Raw genomic sequence first — 15996 nt, 5'->3', positions numbered from 1 at the left:
TGGGTCGATCTGTCAGTGCTGATCGCCTGTCCCTTGCTGGCGCCCGCCGTCGCCGCCAGCAAGCCGAAGCGTTTCTGGAACAGGGTGGCGATGGCGCCGTCCGATGCGCCGTTCAGGCTCAGCGTCTCGATCACCGCCGCCTGGGCCGCCATGCCCGCGCGGGTGGCGTAGGCGATGGCCGCCGCCGTCGCCGCTGCGATCAGCAGGAAGGCCGCCCCCGCCAGGGCGGTGATCAGGCCCGCAGAGCGCTCGACCTCGCCGCGCCACAGGCTGTGGTCATCGACGGTGGCGTCCAGCCCGGCCTCGGCCAGGGCGCGGCTCAGGCTGGGGGCGCTGGCGGGCGCTTTCGGGTCCAGATGGACGATGACCAGATAGGGCAGGGGCAGGTCGGGCAGGGCCGCCTCGCCCACCCACGGACGCAGCAGGGCCTCGGCGGCCTTGCGGTCCATCGCCTGGGCCTCGGCCACGCCGGGGACGCCGGCCAGGGTCTCGGCGGCGCGGGCGGCGGCGGCTGGGCCGGTCTCGTCCACGCGCGGGCGCACCTGCACGGTCGCCTCGGCCCGCAGTTGCCGCGCCCAGCCATGCGCGGCCCGGTCGGCGGCCAGGGCCCCGACGGCGGCGATCGAGGCCAGGAAGCACAGCACGGCGATGACGACGACCAGCCAGCGCTCGCCGCCCGCCTCGCGCGGCAGAAGTTCGGGTTGGGCGCTGCGGAAGCGGCCGATCATGCGAGGCCTTCCGGCTCGGCGGGCGCCGGGCTGGGCGCGATCTGCGCCAGTCGGCCGCCTTCCAGCCGCAGCACGGCCGCGCCGCTGCGCTCGGCCAGGGCCTCGTCGTGACTGGCGATCAGCACGGTGGCGCCCAGTTTGTTCAGCGACTGGAACAGCCGCATCAGCTTCTCGCCCATCGGCCGGTCGACGCTGCCGGTGGGTTCGTCAGCCAGAATCAGGCGTGGACGCGCGACCACGGCGCGGGCGATGGCCAGCCGCTGTTTCTCGCCGCCAGACAGGGTGGGCGGCAGGGCGTCCAGCCGCGCGCCCAGACCGACCCAGCGCAGCATTTCCTGAACGTCGGCGGCGTAATCGCCGGGACGCTCGCCCGCCAGACGCAGCGGCAGGGCCGCGTTGTCGAAGGCCGACAGATGGTCCAGCAGGCGGAAGTCCTGGAAGATGACGCCCATTCGGCGGCGAAGCGCCGGAACCTCGCGCCGGGGCAGATGGGTCACATCCTGGCCGAACAGACTGATTCGCCCCGCCTGCGGCCGCGCCGCCAGCGTCAGCAGCCGCAACAGCGAAGACTTGCCCGCTCCGGACGGTCCGGTAAGGAAGTGGAAAGAGCCGTTTGGCAGTGTAAGGTTAACGTCCCGCAGCACGGCGGGCCTGCCCGCATAACCGAAGCCCACGCCCCTGAGGCGGACGGCGTCAGGCGCGGAGTCTGGGTCGGCGGCGCGGCGGATCGGATCGGGCATCGAGTTTCGTATTGGACCGGGGCGTTACGCCGCGACAGGAGGGGGCGATAAGCCTCGCAGTCAGCCGACATGATACTGACCTGCCCCGCCTGCGCCACTAGCTATTTCGTTTCCGACGAGGCGATCGGCCCGAACGGCCGTCGCGTGCGCTGCAAGGCGTGCGGTCATGACTGGCGCGCGACGCTGGAAGACGCGCCTCTGGAACTGGAGCCGCAAGCCGCTCCGGTCGCTGAGGCCGAGGCCGCGCCGCACTACGACACCTTCGCCGAGACCCCGGCGCCGGAACTGCCCCGCGCCTTCCGCGCCAAGGCCGAACGCAAGCGCCGCGTGCGTCAGGCGGCGGCGGCCGGGGCGGCCTGGGCGGCGGCGGCCGCCGTGGTGCTGGGCCTGCTGACCGGCGGCGTCCTGTTCCGCGAGGAGATCGCCCGCGCCTTCCCGCCGGCGGCGGGAGTCTACAAGTGGCTGGGGCTGGAGGTGAACACGGTCGGCCTTGAGGTCGAGGCGCTGCGAGGCCGCACCACGCCGCACGATCCCGGCCGCACCCTGGTTTCGGGCGCGCTGCGCAATATTCGCGACATCGAAGTCGTCCCGCCCCCGCTGGTCGTGGTCCTCAAGGACGCCAAGGGCGCGACGGTGATCCGGCGCGTCGTGCGTCTGGACGGGCCGCCCATCCTGCCGGGGCAGGTTCAGGGCTTCGCCGTCGTGATTCCGGATCCGCAGGGCCGGGTGGCGGGACTGAGCGTCGACTATCTGCTTGAAGACGCGCCCAGGCCCGTTGTTCAGGCGCGCTCCAAGGCCGGTTCAGCGACGCCGCGCGCTGAGGACAGCGCCGTGCGCGAGGACGGCGGCCTGCGCCGCTGAGCGTGTTCGCCTCTCGACTCCGCCCCCGTCCAGGCGGTATCGCCGGGGCATGGCTGACACCCAAGCAACCCCCGCCCCCATGGTTCTTCTGTCCCAGGCCGAGATCGAGGCCGTCGTGGCCGATCTGGCGCGTCGCATCGCCCCCCATGTCGACGATGAGACGGTGGCCGCTGTCCTGTTGACCGGCGGGCTGTGGTTCGCCGCCGATCTGACCCGCGCCCTGGCGCGCGAGGGGCGCAACGTCCGCTTCGACGCCCTGTGGCTGGCCTCCTACGGCGATGAGCAGACCAGCCGGGGCCGGATCGAGGTCCGCGCCCCCTATCAGCGCTCGCTCGACGGGCGTAAGGTGCTGATTCTGGACGACGTGTTCGACACCGGCCTGTCTCTGGCCGAGGCGGTGCGGATTACGAAGGAGGCGGGCGCCGCCGAGGTGCTGACCTGCGTCTTCGCCCGCAAGCCCTGGCCCAAGCCCCGCGCGCCGGAACCCGACTTCGTCGGCTGGGAGGCGCCGAACCGCTTCCTGGTCGGCTACGGCCTGGACCACGCGGGCGGCATGCGTGGCCTGCCGGATATCTGCGCGCTGGACTGAAGCTTAGAGCCAGTCCGCCATCGGTTCGCGGGCGAACATCTCGTCATAGGTCGGGCGCGGGCGGATGACGGCGTATCGATCACCGTCGACCAGAACTTCGGCGGCCAGGGGGCGGGTGTTGTATTCGCTGCTCATCACCGCGCCATAGGCTCCAGCGCTCATGAAGACGACCCGATCGTCCGCCTTCAGCGGCGGCAGGTCGCGGTCGCGGGCGAAGGTGTCGCCGGTCTCGCAGACGGGGCCGACGACGTCGTGCGGCAGGGCCTCTCCCGCTACAGGCCGCACCGGCTTCAGGTCGTGGAAGGCGTCGTAGAGGGCCGGGCGCATCAGGTCGTTCATCGCCGCGTCCAGCACCAGGAAGCGGCGCCCATCCGTCCGCTCATTGACCTGGATGACGCGGCTGAGCAGCACGCCCGCATTGGCGGCCATCAGGCGCCCCGGTTCGAAGGCGGCCTCGACGTTCAGCCCGTCCAGCACGCGGGCGGCCATGGCCACATAGTCGGCCGGGGAGGGCGTCGCCGCATCGCCGTAATAGGGCACGCCCAGGCCGCCGCCGAGGTCGAGCCGGGTGACGCTGTGTCCGTCGGCGCGCAGGCTTTCCGTCATCTGGCGCAGCACGCGGAAGGCGGCTTCCAGCGGGCTGAGGTCGGTGATCTGGCTGCCAATGTGGCAGGCCAGGCCGACGGGCGTGATGTGGGGCGAACTTGATGCGCGGGCGTAGAGAGCCATCGCTTCCTCGACCGGCACGCCGAACTTGTCGCCTGCGCCGCCGGTGGTGATCTTGGCGTGGCCGCCCGCGCCGATCTTGGGGTTCACGCGGATGGCGATGGCTGGAGCGGCGTTCTTGGTCGAAGCGACAGCGATCAGCCGGTCCAGTTCGGCCGAGGATTCGACGTTGATCTGGCGTACGCCGACGTCGATGGCGAAGGCCAGTTCGGCGTCGGTCTTGCCCACGCCCGAGAAGATGATGCGCTCGGCGGGAACGCCGGCCGCCAGGGCGCGACGGATCTCGCCCTCGGACACGGTGTCTGCGCCGCAGCCCAACTGCGCCAGGGTCGCCAGCACCGACAGGTTGGAGTTGGCCTTGACCGCGAAGGCGATCAGGGCGTCGCCCCCATCTCCGCCCAGCGCGCCTTTATGCGCGTCGCACGCCTCGCGCAGCAGGCCGTAGTGACGGCGCAACGTGGCCGAGGAGTAGACGTAGGTCGGGGTGCCGACCGTCTCCGCCAGCGCCTCCAGCGAGACGCCCTCGGCGTACAGGACGCCGTCCTTGAGATCGAAATGGTGCACCGGCGGGGAGTCCAGTCAGAGGGGCGGAGCGAAGGCTCAGTTCATCGGCGGCGGCTTGCCGAACGGGTCGGACGTGCCGTTGTCGATAGGCATCTGGCGCGGCGGCAGGTTCTGCATGGCCGGTTCGGGCAGGTGGTCGGCCGACTTGTCGCGGATGGCGCGCTCGGTCTGCTTCTTCGGCGTCGCGCCCTGCGGCGGCTCCAGATCGGCCATGCGGCCGCAAGCGGACAGCAGCAGGGCGGCGGCCCCCGCCAGGATCAGGGTCTTTTTCACAGGCGGCTTCTCCAGTCGGCGATGCGCGCGCGGACCTGTTCCGGCGCCGTGCCGCCGAAGCTCTGGCGGCTGGCGCAGGAGGCTTCGGGCGTCAGCACTTCATACACCCCTTCGGTGATCCGGCCATCCAGGGCCTGCAATTCCGTCAGCGGCAATTCGCCCAGCCCCAGACCCAGCGCCTCGGCCCGCTTCACGGCGGCGCCGGTGACGTGGTGCGCCTGGCGGAAGGGCAGGTTCAGTTCGCGCACCAGCCAGTCGGCCAGATCGGTGGCGGTCGAGAAGCCCGCGCCCGCGGCGGCGGCCATCTTCTCGGTGTTGGGACGGATCACGGCGACCATGGCGGTCATGGCCGTCAGCGCCAGATCCAGCGCGTCGAAGGCCTCGAACACCGGCGGCTTGTCCTCCTGCATGTCCTTGGAATAGGCCAGCGGCAGGCCCTTCATCACCGTGGTCAGGGCGATCAGGGCGCCGTTGATGCGGCCCGTCTTGGCGCGCACGAGTTCAGCCGCGTCGGGGTTGCGCTTCTGCGGCATGATGGACGAGCCGGTGGTCAGGTCGTCGGGCAGGGTGGCGAAGCCGAACATTGGCGTCATCCACACCACGATCTCTTCGGCCAGACGCGACAGGTGGCCCGCCGCGATCGAGGCGGCGGCCAGGCTTTCCAGCGCGAAGTCGCGATCCGACACGGCGTCGAGGCTGTTCGCCATCGGGCGGTCGAAGCCCAGCGCCTGCGCCGTCATGTGGCGGTCGATGGGGAAGGGCGAGCCGGCCAGCGCCGCGGCGCCCAGCGGGTTCTCGTTCATGCGGGCGCGCGCGTCGGCGAAGCGGCCGGCGTCGCGGCCGAACATCTCGACATAGGCCATCAGATGGTGGCCGAACGTCACCGGCTGGGCCGTCTGCAGGTGAGTGAAACCGGGCATCAGGTCGCCCGCGTGCTGTTCCGCCCGGTCCAGCAGGGCCGCCTGCAGATCCTTCAGTTGCGCCACGGTGCGGTCGCAGGCGTCGCGCACCCACAGGCGGAAGTCTGTCGCCACCTGATCGTTGCGGCTGCGCGCCGTATGCAGACGTCCCGACGGCTCGCCGATCAGCTCCGACAGGCGGGCTTCGACGTTCATGTGGATGTCTTCATAGGCGTCGCGGAAGGGGAAGGTCCCGTCCCGGATCTCGCCCTCGATGACGTCCAGCCCGCCCAGGATGGCCTCGGCGTCGGTCGGCGCGATAATGCCCTGCTGGGCCAGCATGCGACAATGGGCCCGCGAACCGGCCAGATCCTGCGCCCACAGGCGTTTATCGACGCCGATCGAGACGTTGATGGCCTGCATGATGTCGGCGGGCTTGGCGCTGAAGCGTCCACCCCATAGAGACTGCCCCTCAGATCCTCCCTGCGGAGGAACGTCAGATTTTGGTTTGGAAGGCGTATCGGACATGAGCGGCTCTGGGCGGACTTGGGCGGGCGTGGCGACGTTCGCCCTTGTTGGCGTAATCGGCGTGGGCGCGGCGCTGCTATACGTCAATCAGAAGGGCGGAGGCAAAGAGTCCGCGTCTGTGGCCGCCGAGGCCCTTGATCCGCAACTGGCGGTCTTCGCCAAGGGATCGCTGACCGCGCTTCAGACGCCTGTGTCGCAAGACGCGTTTCAGGCCGTGTCCGGCTATGTGTTCAAGAACGCCGAGGGCGGCGACGTCCGCCTGGCCGATTTCGCGGGCAAGGTGACGGTAGTGAATCTGTGGGCCACCTGGTGCGCGCCCTGCAAGATCGAGATGCCGACCCTGGCGGCCCTGGCCGACCACTACAAGGCGCGCGAAGACTTCGCCGTCGTGACCGTCAGCATGGATGTCGAGAAGACGGCGGGCGAGGCGCGGGCCTTCATCGCCGAGAACGCGCCGCTGGAATTCTACATCGACCCGAAATTCCAGCTGGCCTTCGAGTTTCCGGGCAAGGGCGCCATGCCCCAGACCATTCTGCTGGATCGTCAGGGTCGGGTCCGCGCCGTCCTGACCGGCGAGGCCGATTGGGCCAGCGCCGAGGCCAAGGCCCTGGTCGACCACCTGTTGGCGGAGAAATAGAGAGCAGGCTTTTTCCCTCCCCGTCCTGGGGAGGGTGGTCGCGCAGCGACCGGGGGGGGAGGGGCAGGTGATGCTAGCCACCGAACCTGAATAGCCCTGCCGCCCCCACCCGGCTTCGGCCTCACGGCCTCAGCCTCCCTCCCCGAGACGGGGAGGGAGAGGCGCGAGGTCAGTTCTTGGCCGGAACCCGCGTGTCCGTGGCCGGGTCGACGGCGCCGGGGCGGCCTTCAGCGGCGGCCTGCGCCTGTTTGTCTTCCAGCTTGTCGGCGACCTTGCCCGCGCCTTCCTCGACCGCCTGAGCGGCCTTCATGGCACCCGACTCGACGACCTCGCCCGTCTGAGCGGCGACGTCTGCGGCCTTGTCGCCGGCGGCTTCGGCGTTGGCTTCGGCCTTCTGCTGTTCAGCCTGGGTGCAGGCGGCGGCGCCGAGCGCCAGGACCGAGGCGGCGGCGATGGTCAGGATACGAATACGCATGGGTGAAAGCCCCTCTGAGATTTGAACCTTGGCGTTAACGTTGCTGGCCCGCTGTGGGTTGCGAGCCGCCTCAGTCGAGGTCGATCGGAAGGGTCTGGCTGGCCAGCAGCCGTTCCGTCGTCTTCCAGTGGTTAGGCCCCTGTCGCTCGACCCAGGTCTGCACCATGTCGCGGCCCAGGCCGTAGTTGATGACGTAGGAGCGATAGGTCTCGATGAAGCTCAGTCGCTGCGCCGCCCGGTCACGCGCGACGAGGTTGTACTTCTGCAACTGGTCCAGGGCCGTCTCGCGGTCGATGCGCCCGGCCAGGTAGTCGTCGGCCACCGTATATTCCGCCCGCGCCAGTTCGCGCGTCAGGGCCAGAAGCTGCGTCTGCGCCTCGGCCGTCGCCGGGTCCAGCCCCGCCAGCGGATAGAGGACGCGCGCCTCGAACTCGGTGCGCTCATGGCCGGGGAAGGCCAGGTCGATGCCGTAGTTGGCGCTGCCCTCGGCGATGAAGGACATGGGGCTGAACAAGGGATAGACGCTCATCTCGACCCAGCCCTTGTCCTTGACGAAGGTCTGCTCCAGCAGGGCGTTGTAGACGTGGTGGCCGGGGTAGCCTTCGTGACAGCCCAGATCGACGGCCCGGTCGATGTAGATGGGCAGGTCGGTGTTCACCTGGATCAGACTGAAGGCGCCGCCCTTGAACCAGTTATAGCCGGACCACGGCTTGTCGTTGACGAACTCCAGCGTGAAGGTTTCGCTGGCGGGCAGGGTGATGTGGCGTTCTGTGCGCGCCTTGCACTCGGCGATGGCGGCGCGCATCACCGTATCCAGCCGGTCCTTGGGGATGACGTAGCGGGCGCGAAACGCGGCGACCCGCTCGGCCAGCGGCCCTTCGCCGGGGACCAGGGCGTCGATGCGCGCCAGCACCGGGTCATAGGACGACAGCGGCCGCAGCTCCGGCCGCACCCCGAACAGGGCCTCGGCCTCGTCGGCGAAGCCCAGCTTCTCGCCCTGCAGCATCCGCAGCCGCGCCGAGGCCGCCGAGACATGAGCCAGCAGATAGGCGCGGCGCTGGCGACTCTGGGCGTCCAGACCCTGCTCCGGCAGAGCCTCCAGGCGCCGGCTCAGGGCCGCCGCGCCTTCGGCCAGTTGGGGCAGGGCGCGCGGATTGGCCTTGGCCGCCTCGGCCCATTCGGCCGGACCGTAATAGGCGTCGACATAGCCCGGCTCACGCTCGCCGATCTCCAGCGTCAGGGCGACGTAGTCGCGCGCCATGGCGTCCAGGCTATCGCCGCCCGACTTCGATGACGCCGCGCAGGCGGCCAGCAGGACGGCGGCGCCCGCCAGGGCGGCGATGGTGGTGACGCGCATGGATGCTCTCTCTCTCCAACCGACACGCTAGGCCGTCGCGCGCCATGCGCCAAGAAGGGACGTCGCGCCGAGATTCAGGGATTGAGGCGATCCAGCCCATGCTGTAAGCACCGCCGTCCGGCCCTGGCGCCGCGAACGCACCCGTAGCTCAGCTGGATAGAGTGCTGCCCTCCGAAGGCAGAGGTCACAGGTTCGAATCCTGTCGGGTGCGCCACTTTTCCCTATGATTGTCGAATTTCATGAAATTCGACTCCTGTTTCGCCCAACTGACTCGGGTCGCGCTTCTGCCTATTCGATTACCGGCATGCCCTTGAAGATCGCCGGCGATGGCGGCGGGCCGTCGGTCCAGTGCCAGGTCTGGCGGGTGCGCATCAGCTCCTGCGTGACTTGGGCGGGGACAGCCGGGATGTCGATCGGCGTCGGGGCATAGGTGCCTGACGGCGCTAGGTTCAATCGGAACCGGTGCGGGAAGCCCCCGAAGCGCACCTCTATGACCATGTCACGCACCGTGCCGTCGGGGATGACGATCTGCTCCGCGAGGATGGCGCCGCCGTGGGCCGTGCCGGGGTCGATGGTCGTCGTCTCCAGCATGGTGCGTCCCAGGGTGGAGATAGTCTGGCGCAGGCGTCGCTGAATGTGGTCGTGTGACGCCTGAAGTTGCCCCGAAGCGCTGCGGTAGGCGATGTCGTGGCGGCGCGGGTGGTCTTCCATCTCCTGGAGGGTGAGGAAGTACTCCACCGCCGCGTCGGCCCAGGCCAGGTTCATCTCGCGCTGGGCGGTCGTGCGCGCGGTGTGGCGCAGGTAGTCGAAGTCCTGGACGCTGTAGGGCTGCCCATCCAGATAGAGGCGCACGTCCTCCGAGCCGATGTTGATCGGATAGCCGGAGGTGTTGAAGGCGGCGATCGAGAAGTAGAACTTCTGGGTGTCGTTGTAGCGGACCGGCAGCAGCATGATCGCGCCGGACGGCCCGTTCGACACCATCAGGGCGTTGCCGCGCGAGAAGCGCACGCCCACGCCGTGGTCGGCGGTGGGGATCATCCGTACCTCCGGCGGCGGCGGGGTGGCGCAACCGGCCAGTGCAGCCATGGTAGCGACGACCGTAGCCTTAGAAAACATCGACTTCATTCCCACGACCGTCCCCCTCCGTCAGAACTGAACCGGCGTGCCGGCGATGCGGCCGCAGAACTGGTTCCAGGCGCCTTCGAAGTAGGCGGAGTTCAGTTCCTCGCCGCCGTCGATCATGGCTGTGGCGTTCCCTGTCGTCCCAACGCCGGCCTCGAACCGCTGAAAGCCCGACATGCCGCCATAGGCGTTCCGTCCGTTCACTTCGCCGCAGAACATGGTCGAGCCGTTGGAGTGCTCGATGCGGCGCACATTTCGGAATTGGGCTGACGACGGATCACGGAGTTTGTCCGTGACCGCCTGACGCGCGGCGGCGCGAATACGCGTCGGCGTCCAGTTCACGGGCGGCGTACGGGCGCGCTGGGCTTCGACGCAGGCCGCATAGGCGCCGCTGGCGATGTTCCGCATCCGCGCCATCACCGCATTGGGGCTGCCGGGCGGGTAGCCGCCATTCGTCGAGCAGGCGTCGGATTGTGCAGATGCGGCGCCTCCGAACGCAACGACCGCAGTCAGAACCGAAATGGCGAAGACGATCTTCCTCATCAGAACCCTCCAGATTTAATCTGTAGGATATATCCCGTGGTTTAACGAGCGGTGAAGCTGTCGCCTGCCGCCATGAACGGACGGGCGCTGGTGGCGTGGAATCTCAAGAAGCTGCGAACCGAGCGCGGCATCTCACAGGAGCGATTGGCCGCTGACGCGGGCATTGATCGTGCCTATCTGAGCGAGATCGAGCGCCAGTTGGGCAATGCGTCGGTCGATCTGCTGGATCGACTCGCGGGCGTACTGGGGGTGTCCGTTTCGGCGTTTTTCGTTCTGCCTGAGCAGGGGGAGGCTGAGCCGCGATCTCTACCGAGTGGCCGCCACCCTAAATCCTAAGGACTGCTCCTGACTCGAAGCTGCAATTGGGAAGGTCTGCTATCAGGCAGGCCACCTAATGCCAGCGCTCGCATGCGGGCGAGATCTTCGTTCTTTGCAACGACAGATAGGTCGCGTAGCTTAGCCATACCTCTGGTACGCGAGCGCCTCTGCCCCCAAACTCATCCCGAGTTGGCGCAACGCCACGACCATCATGGACAGAGGGCGGACGTGAACGGCAGGTGGGACGGAAATAGTGATACTTGCGGACAATGAGACCAAGGTCGATCTCCTCAATAACGAGGCGATCGCGAAGACGATTATCGAACTGCTCCGGGAAAAACCTGATCGCGCGATGACCATCGGCGTTCACGGAGATTGGGGCGCCGGTAAATCCAGCATCCTGGAGATGATCGAAACCGGCCTTTCCCCGGAAGGCGATGTCCTCTGCATCAAATTTAACGGCTGGCGATTCCAAGGCTTCGAAGACGCGAAAATCGCGCTGATCGAGGGGATCGTCACTGCCTTAGTCGAAAAGCGCCCCGCGCTCACAAAAGCAGGCGACGCCGTCAAAGACATCTTCAAACGCATCGACTGGCTGAAGGTCGCACGTCATACGGGCGGTTTGGCTTTTACCGCCATGACCGGCGTCCCCACACCCGATCAGATCGGCGCGGTCGTAGGCACGATCAAGGGCATCTTCGCCGATCCGTCGAAACTCGCGACCCAGGAAAATTACGATAAAGTCGTCGAAGGCATCGAAGGTCTGATCAAACCTGGCGAGTCCAAAAATGTCCCGGAGGAAATCGAGGCCTTCCGGAAAGCGTTCGACGGCCTGCTCACTAAGGCCGGAATCGATCAGTTGGTCGTGCTGATCGATGACCTTGATCGGTGCCTTCCCGATACCGCGATCGAAACACTGGAAGCCGTCCGCCTGTTCGTTTTCACGGATCGCACAGCATTCATCGTCGCCGCCGATGAAGCGATGATCGAATACTCCGTACGGAAGCATTTTCCAGAACTGCCCGACACGACCGGGCCGCGCGACTATGCGCGTAACTATCTCGAGAAGCTCATCCAAATCCCCTTCCGCATCCCCGCACTTGGGGAAACGGAAACTAGGATCTATGTCACGCTCCTCCTAATCGGGGCCGAACTCGGCGACGATGATGAGGCTTATCGGAAGCTGATCGATACCGCTCGCGCTATCCTTAAAAAGCCATGGGAATCCACCGGGCTCGATGCCGAAACGGTCAAGACAGCGCTCGGCGAGAAATTCCCGAAGGCCCAGAACGCGCTCACTTTGAGTGATCAGATCGGACCCGTGCTGGCGAGTGGGACACAAGGGAATCCGAGACAGATAAAGCGGTTCCTGAACAGCCTTCTCCTGCGCCATAGGACAGCGGCTGCACGCGGCTTCGGCGACGAGGTCAAACTACCTGTCCTCGCCAAGCTCATGCTGGCGGAACGGTTCATGTCGCGCATGTTCGATCAAGTCGCCAGCGCCGCCGCGCAACATCCCCAAGGTCGGTGCGAAGACCTCGCCGCATTGGAAGCGGACGTTCGAACCGACAAATCGGAGGCGGACAAGAAGAGTAAAGTTAGCGGCTCGGCGAAGGCACCCGCGAAATCGGCTGATAGTCCGACCTTGGCCGAATGGAAAGGAGCTGAAGCGATTCGCTCCTGGGCCGCGATGCCCCCCGAGCTCGGGCAGCTCGATCTTCGGCCTTATTTATTCGTGACTAAAGACCGGAAGGATTATTTCGGTGCCGCGTCCGCGTTGGGACGGCTCGCCGGCGTCGTCGAAAAACTGCTCGGGCCGAAGATGCAGGTGCAAGCCTTTGAAGGCGAACTCAAGCAGCTGGTCTCCGCCGAGGCGGGCCAAGTATTTGAAGCCCTGCGCGGCCGTATCGTTGGCGGCGACTCATTCGAACAAAACCCTCCCGGTATCGACGGCCTCAGCGTTTTGGTACGCGCGCACCCCGCGTTTCAAAGTAATCTCCTCGATCTGCTTGAAGCACTCCCCGCGGATCGCACCGGCCCATGGGTGACGAGTGGCTGGGATGCAGTGATCACGGATGCAGCCGCTGTCGGCAGGTTCGAGAAGCTCTTGGATGTCTGGTCGAGTTCGAAGTCGCCGATGCTGAAAGCTGCGGCGACGGCGGCAACGCGCACGCGCAAAGGAGGGCCACGGTAGTGGGGACGTCGAGTTCATTCGGCGGCGCATCTGGAGCGACGCCACTAGTTCCTAGCTGGCTAGATGATGGAGCCCCCGCTGCGGGAACCGCACCGGCCGATGGAGCACAACCGGCGGACGGTGCAGCGGGCCAGTCCGTACCGGCCGCCCCCGCGACACAACCGACACCAAAGCTCGCTCCCTCTGATCGCTACCAGGGTGCGCGGAGCAATCTCACGAGGTACGCCCGTTCGGGTGGCTCCGATCGGCGCAGCTTGGGGCGTGCCGTCTCCCAATATGTCTCGACCTCGGCCGGGGGCGCCAACACTGCCGCCGCCCGTATGGGCTCGTCCCGTAGTTCGGCTGCGCGTCTCGTAAACTTCCTCGACAGCGCCAGGACGGATGGCGCCCGCGAAGCCCTCAGAGCGCTCAACCTAGAAGCCTTAGCAGGACGTCCGATCGAAGAGATCTTCATCGGCTTGGCAGACTATGTCTGTCCTGCCGGAGGTACGATCGATGAAGGTATCGCGCGTGATGCCTTCATCGAGACGATCGCGGATCTGTCGCAAGCCGGCGTCACCGACATCGATGGCCTGACGGCCGAGCAAATTCAGACCGTCTTCGAGCTTTACGCAACCCATGCCATCGAAGCGCGTCTCTGCAACGACATCGGCCTAAAAACGGTACGGATGCCAGCCGACATCGATGCGGCGAACCGAGTGCAGGCGCAGCTCAGAGACTTCATCCAGCGCGGCGTCAGCGACGCCCTGAACGCGGCGCAGCTCAATACGAACCAGCCCCTGACGATGCAGAGGACCTTGGCCTTTGTCACGGGCGTCTACCAATCAGCATTCGGAATACTTCAGACACTCGGTGAGGCGGAGGCTGACAAATGAGCCGACATCTGTTGGTAGGCCGCTTCGGCGCAGACGACAAAATTGCCGTCCCGAACGCACGCGATGAAAATGTTTCCATGCTCCAGCTCGTGACCGGGAAGCGGATCGATTACGGTATCAGCCGGACCTTCGACGATCTGCGATCGCTGGAGCTCCGCCCGAGCGAACTCGGCGCCGATCTTCTCGTGGTGGCCGCCCACGTCCATGCGGCCGACACGCGCATTTCGAGGGCATCAGAATCCCAAGACGGATGGACGCGCCAAATCCGTTTGGTAATCCCCGTCAGCGATCCCGCTCGATGGGAAGCAGCGAGCGGTATCCTGAAGCGCGCGCTCGACTTCCTCACCGGGGACCGTTGGGAGATCGGTTTCAGGGCACGTCCAAAAGGGTTTGAAGACATCGTCCCACCCATGGATGCGAGCCTCATCCCGCCACCGTTTGATGGGGTGAGTCTCTTTTCCGGAGGGTTAGATAGCCTCATCGGTGCGATCGACACCTTGGAGACGAAAGGCTCCCCGCTCTTGGTCAGTCACGCGGGAGAAGGGCTCGTCAGCAAGTCCCAGGAATTATGTTTCGACGGCCTCAAAGCGGCTTATCCGAAAGCCTCCTTCGATCGTCTACGCATGTGGATGGCATTCGGCCAAGGCTTGGTCGAGGACGTCGCGTCCGAAGAGACCACTCGGGGTCGCTCCTTCCTGTTCTTCTCAATCGGCATCGCGGCAGGCACGGCTCTAGGAAAGCCCTTCATCCTCAAGGTGCCAGAGAACGGGCTGATCGCGCTCAACGTCCCCTTAGATCCACTCAGGCTGGGGGCACTCAGTACGCGTACGACGCATCCCTTCTATATGGCTCGCTGGAACGAACTTCTCGGCGCCCTTGGTATCCCGGCATCAGTCGACAATCCCTACTGGGATAAGACTAAGGGTGAGATGGTACGTTCATGCGCTGGCGCTGCGACGTTGAAGAAGCTGGCTCCGGCGTCTCTTTCCTGTTCGTCCCCCAGCAAGGGACGATGGTCCAAGAAGCCGCAAGGCCACTGCGGCTATTGCCTGCCGTGCCTCATCCGCAGGGCGTCTCTGCCGAAGACGGATACGACCACCTACGGCGTCCCTGACCTGAAAGCTAAGCCCCTCAACACGAAGACCGCCGAGGGCGTGCAGGTCCGATCGTTCCAACTTGCGATCGAACGACTGGAAGCACGGCCTGACCTCGCAAAACTGCTGATTCACAAGCCTGGCCCGCTCACAGATGACCCGAGCCGGCTGGACGGACATGCTGGTGTTTATCGTCGCGGGCTCGCCGAGGTAGGCGAATTGCTGCGTGGCGTGAAAACCGTTCCCGGCTAGTGAAGAACTATGACTGATCCCGCGCTGATAGATTTCCACTGCCATCTCGACCTCTACCGAGATCACCCCGGCGCGATCGCAGAATGCGAAATTGATCGGGTCTTCACCTTGGCCGTGACCACGACGCCGAAGGCTTGGCCGAGAAATCACGAGCTAACGAAGGACACAAAGTACGTCCGGGCAGCATTGGGATTACATCCTCAGCTAGTAGCTCAGCGGGCCAGCGAAATAGCGCTCTGGGAGGAGTTGCTCCCGCGAACACGATATGTCGGCGAAGTGGGACTGGATGCGGGGCCGCGTTTTTACCGATCATTCGAAACCCAGAAGGAAGTTTTTGAACGGGTGCTGACCGCCTGCGCACGGGCTGGCGATAAGGTGCTCACGATTCATAGCGTCCGCTCCGCCAAAGCTGTTCTCGATATGATTGAACAGCACCTGCCGCCTCAGCAGGGCACGGCCGTAATGCACTGGTTCACCGGGTCGGCGTCCGAAGCCCGCAGAGCTGTCGACATGGGGTGCTATTTCTCTGTGAACCACGAGATGCTGGCTAATCCAAAGCACGCTGCGCTGGTCAAAAACCTACCACTTGACCGTCTTCTGACAGAGACCGACGGGCCCTTCACAGCTCTGGGTGAACGTCCTGCCAAACCTTCGGATGTCCGCACGGCGATCTCTAAGCTCGCTCTACTCCTGGAACGTAGCGAGGATGTCGTCGCGGAGCTGCTCATCGCTAACCTCAAGCGGCTCCTGTCTTTGAGGACATGATATATAACCCGTATCGCAGGTCAGATGGCTAGCCTGCTCCTTTATGAACTCAGGACAGCACTTCTACGCCCATCAGGCTGCCAATCTGCGCGAGATTGCGAGCTGCGACCGCCACGGCGAGCGATTGCTTTGGTCCGTCATCGTTGCTCCGGTCGATAGCGGTCTGGCGGCGGACCGTCTGTAAGGTCAGCTATTGGGCCTGTGGTGAATGTCTGCTGCTGGCGCTTCCGCGACTCCTGGCGGCAACCGCCGCCCCTGACTCTTAGGAGGCATTCGGAGCGGCAGCTGGGAAGCCACGACACAAGGAGACCGCCATGGGTCGGGCGAGCCGCCGCGGACCTTCGAGCGGGCATGGAGTTGGGGCTCGGTCCCGGTCCCGGTCCCGGTCCCGTTTCACCCTTTGACGTGCCCCTGAGTTTTCATCCAGCGGCGACCAGAGTCCTTGGGTTAGTTACG

General features: G+C 65.9%; 17 protein-coding genes and 1 tRNA gene. 9 read left to right on the top strand and 9 right to left on the bottom strand.

Annotation, left to right across the window (positions count from 1 at the left end):
- Both FM111_RS01750 and FM111_RS01745 read right to left on the bottom strand, forming a co-directional pair.
- A partial coding sequence (locus tag FM111_RS01750; RefSeq protein ID WP_087139016.1) for a cell division protein FtsX occupies nt 1-728 on the bottom strand: 728 nt, incomplete at its 3' end.
- A complete protein-coding gene (locus FM111_RS01745) occupies nt 725-1468 on the bottom strand; it encodes a cell division ATP-binding protein FtsE (RefSeq protein WP_087139015.1) in 744 nt (247 codons plus the stop codon). The genes FM111_RS01750 and FM111_RS01745, both read right to left, overlap by 4 nt.
- Before the next feature lie 69 nt (nt 1469-1537).
- On the opposite strand from FM111_RS01745, the gene FM111_RS01740 reads away from it, so the two are divergent.
- Both FM111_RS01740 and FM111_RS01735 read left to right on the top strand, forming a co-directional pair.
- Nucleotides 1538-2329: a DUF3426 domain-containing protein gene (locus tag FM111_RS01740; RefSeq protein WP_087139014.1), complete on the top strand. Its 792-nt coding sequence runs from the start codon at nt 1538-1540 to the stop codon at nt 2327-2329.
- A 49-nt stretch (nt 2330-2378) separates the two neighbouring features.
- Nucleotides 2379-2918: a phosphoribosyltransferase gene (locus FM111_RS01735; protein WP_087139013.1), complete on the top strand. Its 540-nt coding sequence runs from the start codon at nt 2379-2381 to the stop codon at nt 2916-2918.
- A gap of 3 nt (nt 2919-2921) precedes the next feature.
- Here FM111_RS01735 and lysA read toward each other — a convergent pair whose 3' ends face one another.
- The 3 genes from lysA to argH are packed head-to-tail and all read right to left on the bottom strand — an operon-like array spanning nt 2922 to nt 5908.
- Nucleotides 2922-4208, bottom strand: coding sequence for a diaminopimelate decarboxylase (gene lysA / locus FM111_RS01730; RefSeq protein ID WP_087139012.1), 1287 nt, complete (start codon nt 4206-4208; stop codon nt 2922-2924).
- A gap of 36 nt (nt 4209-4244) precedes the next feature.
- A complete protein-coding gene (gene lptM, locus FM111_RS01725) occupies nt 4245-4481 on the bottom strand; it encodes an LPS translocon maturation chaperone LptM (protein ID WP_087139011.1) in 237 nt (78 codons plus the stop codon).
- Nucleotides 4478-5908: an argininosuccinate lyase gene (gene argH, locus FM111_RS01720; RefSeq protein ID WP_087139010.1), complete on the bottom strand. Its 1431-nt coding sequence runs from the start codon at nt 5906-5908 to the stop codon at nt 4478-4480. The genes lptM and argH overlap by 4 nt, the downstream gene beginning before the upstream one ends.
- Between argH and FM111_RS01715 the strand changes: the two genes are divergently transcribed.
- A complete protein-coding gene (locus FM111_RS01715; protein ID WP_087139009.1) occupies nt 5907-6545 on the top strand; it encodes a TlpA family protein disulfide reductase in 639 nt (212 codons plus the stop codon). The two genes, argH and FM111_RS01715, sit on opposite strands and share 2 nt — an antisense overlap.
- A 169-nt stretch (nt 6546-6714) precedes the next feature.
- On the opposite strand, the gene FM111_RS01710 is transcribed toward FM111_RS01715, so the two are convergent.
- Nucleotides 6715-7020 (bottom strand): hypothetical protein, encoded by a 306-nt coding sequence (locus FM111_RS01710; protein ID WP_087139008.1) that lies wholly within the window; start codon nt 7018-7020, stop codon nt 6715-6717.
- Between the two features lie 70 nt (nt 7021-7090).
- Nucleotides 7091-8377 (bottom strand): hypothetical protein, encoded by a 1287-nt coding sequence (locus FM111_RS01705; RefSeq protein ID WP_087139007.1) that lies wholly within the window; start codon nt 8375-8377, stop codon nt 7091-7093.
- Nucleotides 8378-8514: 137 nt separating this feature from the next.
- On the opposite strand from FM111_RS01705, the gene FM111_RS01700 reads away from it, so the two are divergent.
- Nucleotides 8515-8591, top strand: a tRNA-Arg gene (locus tag FM111_RS01700).
- A 74-nt stretch (nt 8592-8665) separates the two neighbouring features.
- Here the strand turns inward: FM111_RS01700 and FM111_RS01695 are convergent.
- Together FM111_RS01695 and FM111_RS01690 are read right to left on the bottom strand one after the other, a co-directional pair.
- The gene (locus tag FM111_RS01695; protein WP_087139006.1) at nt 8666-9415 is read right to left on the bottom strand and encodes a hypothetical protein; all 750 of its coding nucleotides are present in this window, start codon (nt 9413-9415) and stop codon (nt 8666-8668) included.
- A 108-nt stretch (nt 9416-9523) separates the two neighbouring features.
- Nucleotides 9524-10042, bottom strand: a complete 519-nt coding sequence (locus FM111_RS01690; protein WP_087139005.1) for a hypothetical protein — start codon at nt 10040-10042, stop codon at nt 9524-9526.
- Nucleotides 10043-10093: 51 nt separating this feature from the next.
- Between FM111_RS01690 and FM111_RS01685 the strand changes: the two genes are divergently transcribed.
- From FM111_RS01685 to qatD, 5 genes are all read left to right on the top strand, one after another.
- Nucleotides 10094-10378, top strand: a complete 285-nt coding sequence (locus FM111_RS01685) for a helix-turn-helix domain-containing protein (RefSeq protein WP_256968050.1) — start codon at nt 10094-10096, stop codon at nt 10376-10378.
- A 235-nt stretch (nt 10379-10613) separates the two neighbouring features.
- A complete protein-coding gene (gene qatA, locus FM111_RS01680; RefSeq protein ID WP_087139003.1) occupies nt 10614-12554 on the top strand; it encodes a Qat anti-phage system ATPase QatA in 1941 nt (646 codons plus the stop codon).
- Between the two features lie 254 nt (nt 12555-12808).
- Nucleotides 12809-13429 carry a Qat anti-phage system associated protein QatB gene (gene qatB, locus FM111_RS01675; protein ID WP_218779154.1) on the top strand — a complete coding sequence of 207 codons (621 nt, stop codon included), beginning with the start codon at nt 12809-12811 and terminating at the stop codon, nt 13427-13429.
- Nucleotides 13426-14775: a Qat anti-phage system QueC-like protein QatC gene (gene qatC / locus FM111_RS01670; protein ID WP_087139001.1), complete on the top strand. Its 1350-nt coding sequence runs from the start codon at nt 13426-13428 to the stop codon at nt 14773-14775. Before qatB ends, qatC begins: the two co-directional genes overlap by 4 nt.
- Before the next feature lie 9 nt (nt 14776-14784).
- Nucleotides 14785-15540, top strand: a complete 756-nt coding sequence (gene qatD, locus FM111_RS01665) for a Qat anti-phage system TatD family nuclease QatD (RefSeq protein WP_087139000.1) — start codon at nt 14785-14787, stop codon at nt 15538-15540.
- Nucleotides 15541-15996: the final 456 nt, after the last annotated feature.

Origin of the sequence: Brevundimonas diminuta 3F5N (assembly GCF_900163625.1) — a bacterium.
In the GTDB taxonomy this organism is placed as follows: Bacteria; Pseudomonadota; Alphaproteobacteria; order Caulobacterales; family Caulobacteraceae; genus Brevundimonas; species Brevundimonas diminuta_A.
The sequence above is the reverse complement of the archived record's forward strand: the minus strand, read 5'-3'. Positions and strand labels throughout refer to the sequence as shown.

Bases quoted from the DNA above. Each gene is read 5' to 3' on its own strand.
- FM111_RS01745 (WP_087139015.1), bottom strand. From the start codon at position 1,468: ATGCCCGATCCGATCCGCCGCGCCGCCGACCCAGACTCCGCGCCTGAC.
- FM111_RS01740 (WP_087139014.1), top strand. From the start codon at position 1,538: ATGATACTGACCTGCCCCGCCTGCGCCACTAGCTATTTCGTTTCCGAC.
- FM111_RS01735 (WP_087139013.1), top strand. From the start codon at position 2,379: ATGGCTGACACCCAAGCAACCCCCGCCCCCATGGTTCTTCTGTCCCAG.
- FM111_RS01715 (WP_087139009.1), top strand. From the start codon at position 5,907: ATGAGCGGCTCTGGGCGGACTTGGGCGGGCGTGGCGACGTTCGCCCTT.
- argH (WP_087139010.1), bottom strand. From the start codon at position 5,908: ATGTCCGATACGCCTTCCAAACCAAAATCTGACGTTCCTCCGCAGGGA.
- FM111_RS01710 (WP_087139008.1), bottom strand. From the start codon at position 7,020: ATGCGTATTCGTATCCTGACCATCGCCGCCGCCTCGGTCCTGGCGCTC.
- FM111_RS01705 (WP_087139007.1), bottom strand. From the start codon at position 8,377: ATGCGCGTCACCACCATCGCCGCCCTGGCGGGCGCCGCCGTCCTGCTG.
- FM111_RS01695 (WP_087139006.1), bottom strand. From the start codon at position 9,415: ATGATCCCCACCGCCGACCACGGCGTGGGCGTGCGCTTCTCGCGCGGC.
- FM111_RS01690 (WP_087139005.1), bottom strand. From the start codon at position 10,042: ATGAGGAAGATCGTCTTCGCCATTTCGGTTCTGACTGCGGTCGTTGCG.
- qatC (WP_087139001.1), top strand. From the start codon at position 13,426: ATGAGCCGACATCTGTTGGTAGGCCGCTTCGGCGCAGACGACAAAATT.
- qatD (WP_087139000.1), top strand. From the start codon at position 14,785: ATGACTGATCCCGCGCTGATAGATTTCCACTGCCATCTCGACCTCTAC.